This is a genomic window from Roseitalea sp. (assembly GCF_984466335.1).
On record NZ_CFIFWG010000212.1, the window covers coordinates 1 to 4,324 of the forward strand.

6 protein-coding genes and 1 tRNA gene are annotated in these 4,324 nt (G+C 68.6%); 4 read left to right on the top strand and 3 right to left on the bottom strand.

From position 1 onward, the window contains the following. Positions 1 to 105: 105 nt before the first annotated feature. A complete protein-coding gene (gene gluQRS / locus AC5E6L_RS14460; protein WP_491774224.1) occupies positions 106 to 987 on the bottom strand; it encodes a tRNA glutamyl-Q(34) synthetase GluQRS in 882 nt (293 codons plus the stop codon). A gap of 37 nt (positions 988 to 1,024) precedes the next feature. Here gluQRS and AC5E6L_RS14465 point away from each other — a divergent pair, with 37 nt between their 5' ends. Then, positions 1,025 to 1,702, top strand: a complete 678-nt coding sequence (locus tag AC5E6L_RS14465; protein WP_491774218.1) for a DNA-3-methyladenine glycosylase family protein — start codon at positions 1,025 to 1,027, stop codon at positions 1,700 to 1,702. Between the two features lie 134 nt (positions 1,703 to 1,836). Beyond that, entirely contained in the window at positions 1,837 to 2,394 is a 558-nt protein-coding gene (locus AC5E6L_RS14470; protein ID WP_491229269.1) for an HNH endonuclease, read from the top strand. A gap of 5 nt (positions 2,395 to 2,399) precedes the next feature. On the opposite strand, the gene AC5E6L_RS14475 is transcribed toward AC5E6L_RS14470, so the two are convergent. Together AC5E6L_RS14475 and AC5E6L_RS14480 are read right to left on the bottom strand one after the other, a co-directional pair. After that, positions 2,400 to 2,918, bottom strand: a complete 519-nt coding sequence (locus tag AC5E6L_RS14475) for a disulfide bond formation protein B (protein WP_491774220.1) — start codon at positions 2,916 to 2,918, stop codon at positions 2,400 to 2,402. 40 nt (positions 2,919 to 2,958) lie between these two features. After that, a complete protein-coding gene (locus AC5E6L_RS14480; protein ID WP_491229271.1) occupies positions 2,959 to 3,606 on the bottom strand; it encodes an exopolysaccharide biosynthesis protein in 648 nt (215 codons plus the stop codon). A gap of 146 nt (positions 3,607 to 3,752) precedes the next feature. On the opposite strand from AC5E6L_RS14480, the gene AC5E6L_RS14485 reads away from it, so the two are divergent. Together AC5E6L_RS14485 and AC5E6L_RS14490 are read left to right on the top strand one after the other, a co-directional pair. Continuing rightward, positions 3,753 to 3,837 (top strand) — tRNA-Leu (locus AC5E6L_RS14485). A gap of 51 nt (positions 3,838 to 3,888) precedes the next feature. Then, positions 3,889 to 4,324, top strand: a 436-nt coding sequence (locus AC5E6L_RS14490; protein ID WP_491774222.1) for an AMP-binding protein, incomplete at its 3' end; no start/stop codon positions are given.

Below are 4,324 nucleotides of genomic sequence, written 5' to 3' on the forward strand. Positions count from 1 at the left end.
AGCCTCGCGCGATCGTCGGATCGCGCCGCGGTGTTTTCCTCGCCGCGGCGAAAAACCCTGTCCATCAATCCGCTCCCATCCAAAGACAAACCGCTCTAGAGCGGTTCACGCGCCCGCAAGCCCCACCATCCGTCTGATGTCGCCCGGCGTGGCACCGGCCGCGCGCAGAGAGGCGAGCGCGGTGTCGCCAAGGCTCTTCGACAGTTTCCGTCCGTTCGCCTCGTCGACGATCAGGTCATGGTGGCGATAGACCGGCCGCGGCAGGCCGAACAGCGCCTGCAACAGCACATGGGCGGCCGTGGCCGCGAACAGGTCGCGCCCGCGCACCACATGGGTGATCCCCTGAAAGGCATCATCGACGACGACCGACAGATGATAGCTGGTCGGCGTGTCGCGGCGCGCGAGCACGAAGTCGCCCCATGCCGAGGGATCGGCCGCCTGCCGGCCCGTTTCGCCTTCGGGGCCGGCGCCCTCCTCGGTCCAGCCGAGCGCGGCCGCGCCGCCGAGATGATCGAGCGCGGCGGCGACATCGAGACGCCAAACACCGCCCTCGCCGCCCGGATCGTGTGCGCGGCCGGGGAACAGGGGCGCGCCGTCCGGGTCGCGCGGCCAGACCGCGCCAGCCCTTTCTTGCGCGTCCACGAAGCGACGGACGTCGCCCCTGCTCATCGCGGACCGGTAGGCAAGACCGGCCTCGACCAGGGCGTCCAGCGCGGCGCGATAATCGTCGAAATGGTCCGACTGGCGCCGCACCGGCTCTTCCCATTCAAGCCCGAGCCAGCGCAGATCGTCGAGCATCCGCGCTTCCAGCGCCGGCGTGCAGCGCGCCCGGTCGATATCCTCGATCCGCAGCAGGAACCGGCCGCCCGCCGCCTTCGCCATCGCATGGTTGACGAGCGCCGAATAGGCATGGCCCAGGTGCAGAAGACCGTTTGGGCTCGGCGCGAAACGGAAGACGGGAACCACGGGCGACCCTGCCAGGAGCATGCGGACACGGGCTGTCAAGCCGCGCCATCTGTGGCACATGACGACAGCGAACGAAAGGACGGCGACCGTGGCCGAACGGCGGATCATCGAAAGCACTGCCGACATCGCCGCCGGCCTCGAACATCTTGCGGCCGCCGATGGCCGGCTGGCGCGGCTCGTGGCCGAGGTGGACCATGTCCCGCTCAGGCGCACCGGTCCGGGCTTTGCGAGCCTGGCCGGCATCATCGTCGCGCAACAGGTCTCCAAGCAAAGCGCCGATGCGATTACCGGCCGGCTGACCCGGCTTGTCGATCCGCTGACGCCGGAGAACTATATGCGTGCCGGCGAGCCGGCCTGGCGCGAGGCCGGCCTGTCCCGGCCCAAGCAGCGCGCGCTCGTGGCTGTCTGCAAGGCGATCGGGGAGGGCGCGCTCGACCTGCACGGGCTGTGCGGGATCGAGGCCGACGAGGCGATCGCATCGATGACCGCCGTGCGGGGGGTCGGGCCGTGGACCGCGGAGGTCTACCTCCTGTTCGCCGCCGGCCATCGCGACATCTTTCCCGCGGGCGACCTGGCGTTGCAGGCGGCCGCGGGCGAACTGTTCGCGCTCGACGCCCGGCCGGGCGACAAGGCGCTGCGCGCCATGGCCGAATCATGGGCGCCCTGGCGCGGCGTCGCCGCGCGGCTTTTGTGGGCCTGGTACGGCCAAAGGACAGGCCGGGCCGCTCTGCCGTGACGCAACGCCGCGCACAAATGATTGAAAAACGGCCGCTTTCCTATAGATAGTGTGAAGTGTGGGCAGCTTCACAAGCCTGTTACAGGGCGCTTAGTATAAGGCCCGCAAGAGGTAGAACGGAAAAGGGGTCGGTCGTGACAGTGGCCGTTTCACCGGAGGCGCTTCCCTCCCTGGTGCTGAATGCAGACTACCGTCCGCTGAGCTACTACCCGCTTTCGATCTGGTCTTGGCAGGACGCCATCAAGGCCGTGTTCCTCGATCGCGTCAACATCGTCGCCGAATATGACCACGCGGTCCGCTCGCCCTCGGCGGCGATGCGGCTGCCGTCCGTCGTCTCGCTCAAGCAATATGTCAAGCCGGCGCTCTATCCGGCGTTCACCCGCTTCAACGTGTTCCTGCGCGACCGGTTCGAGTGCCAGTATTGCGGCACCGCCGAGGATCTGACGTTCGATCATCTGGTGCCGCGCCGGTTCGGCGGCCAGACGACATGGGAGAACATCGTCACGGCCTGCTCGTCCTGCAACCTGCGCAAGGGCGGGCGAATGCCGCACAACACCGACATGAAGCCGCACCGGATGCCCTATCAGCCGACCGTGCACGATCTGCACAATAACGGCCGCAGCTTTCCGCCCAACCATCTGCACGAGAGCTGGATGGACTATCTTTACTGGGACGTCGAACTGGAGCCTTAGAGCCTTCAGCGCGCCGGCCGCGCCGCCAGCAAGAAGGCGGCAATGGCCAGCCCGAGGCTGGCGATCACGTTCCACCCCGCAAAGGACAGGCCGAAAAAGCGTCCCGCCGCCTCATCGCAGGCCGGCGGCGTGACCGCGTCGAGATCGGCCAGAAGAGTGCCCGCATCGGTCGCGATGCCGGTCGTGGCCGCGGCCGCGCAGTCCGCAGGCCCCTGCCAGAACGCCCACTCGACCCCGGCGTGGTAGACGCCCAGATAGATGCCGTAAGCCATCAAGAAGCCGGCGGCGACCAGGGCGCCCCGCGCGACCGGCGCGGGCCAGCCGAGCGCCGCCGCAAGGGCGCCGGCGAGAGCCACGGCGACACCGGCATAATAGGGCGTGCGCTGTTCCAGACACAGCGCGCAGGGAATGAAGCCGCCAATATGCTCGAAGGCGAGCGCGGCGCCCACCACGAGCGCCATGCAGGCGGCCAGCGCGAGCGCGCCGACGAGGTGGATGTTGCGATGTCCTCCCGGCCTTTCCATGGAACCCTATCCAGCCGCCAAATGTGGCGCGGACGTGGTATCAGCCGGCCAGCCAGCCGACAAGCAGGTAGATCAGCGCCGGGCCGCCGACCGCCAGCAGCAGCACCCAAAGAAGGCCGGCGGCGAGGCCGGCGGCGACGAACAGGCCGTCGCGCTCGATCAGGCCGACCGAGACCAAAGACACGCCAAGGCCCGGCACGGTGTTGGTCAGCGGCAACGGCAACAGGATCGACAGGCAGGGCACCGCCATCAGAACGCCGATCACGCGCGTGCCCCGGTCGCCGGTCATTCCGACAAGGCGCGGGTGGGCGAGCCGTTCGATCGCATTGCCGCCATAGCGCCTGCTGCGCTCGACGACATCGAGCAGCCCGGCGACGGGCAGCGTGCGCCTGCGCAACGTCTCGGGCAGCCAGGGCGCGCGCCGGCCCATCGCCATCTGCCAGACCAGAACCGCCATCGGCAGCGCGACGAGCTGCGGCAGAAGATAGACGAACGGCAGGCAGCAGGGCAGCGCCAGGATCAGGATGAGAAGGCCGAAGGCGCGCTCCTCCATCGCGTCGCTGAGTTCGCCCAGCGTGATCTGCGCGCCGGCATCGCCGCTGTCGTGCGCCCGCAGAATCCGCTCGATCTTCGCCAGCGCCCCGCGCGGCGTTCCGGCGCCGGCGCCCATCTTATCCGTCATGACCATGTCCGGCTGTCCGTTCGGTCGGCTGCTCTTAGCAGAAAGGCCATAGCGGCAAAGCGCAAAGATTGCCTAAACGCGCCTTGGAGCCGAGCGGCAACGCCTTGACGGACGCGCGGCACGCACCTACAGCTTCGCTGGCCCGTTGGCCGGCCCCTTTGGCGGAATTGGTAGACGCGCCGGATTCAAAATCCGGTTCCTTCGGGAGTTCCGGTTCGATCCCGGAAGGGGGCACCATCGGCCCGCCTCGGCCGGCATGTCAAGAACGAAGGCGCAAGCCAGGCCGCCATGCTTCCTGCCGATCCGCAAGACTATCAAGCTCTTTTCGACGGGTTCGCATGGACCCTGCCCGATGCCTGCAATATCGGGGTCGCCTGCGCGGACGCCCCCGCCGGCCGCCATCCCGACAGGCCCGCCATTATCGATATGGGAGGCGCGGCCGAACGCATCGTGACATTCGGCGCCCTCGCCGGACAGTCCAGCCGGCTCGCCGCATCGCTCGCCGTGCATGGCATCGGGCGCGGCGAACGTGTCGCGATCATGGCGCCGCAGTCGGTCGAGGCCGTCATCGCCCATCTGGCGGTCTACAAGCTGGGGGGCATCGCCGTGCCGATGGCGACCCAGTTCGGCCCCGACGCGATCGGCCACCGGTTGCGCGCCTCGGGCGCAAAAGCGCTGATCGCTTTCGAAAGGGGCATCGCGCGCGCCCTTGCGGACGCGGGCG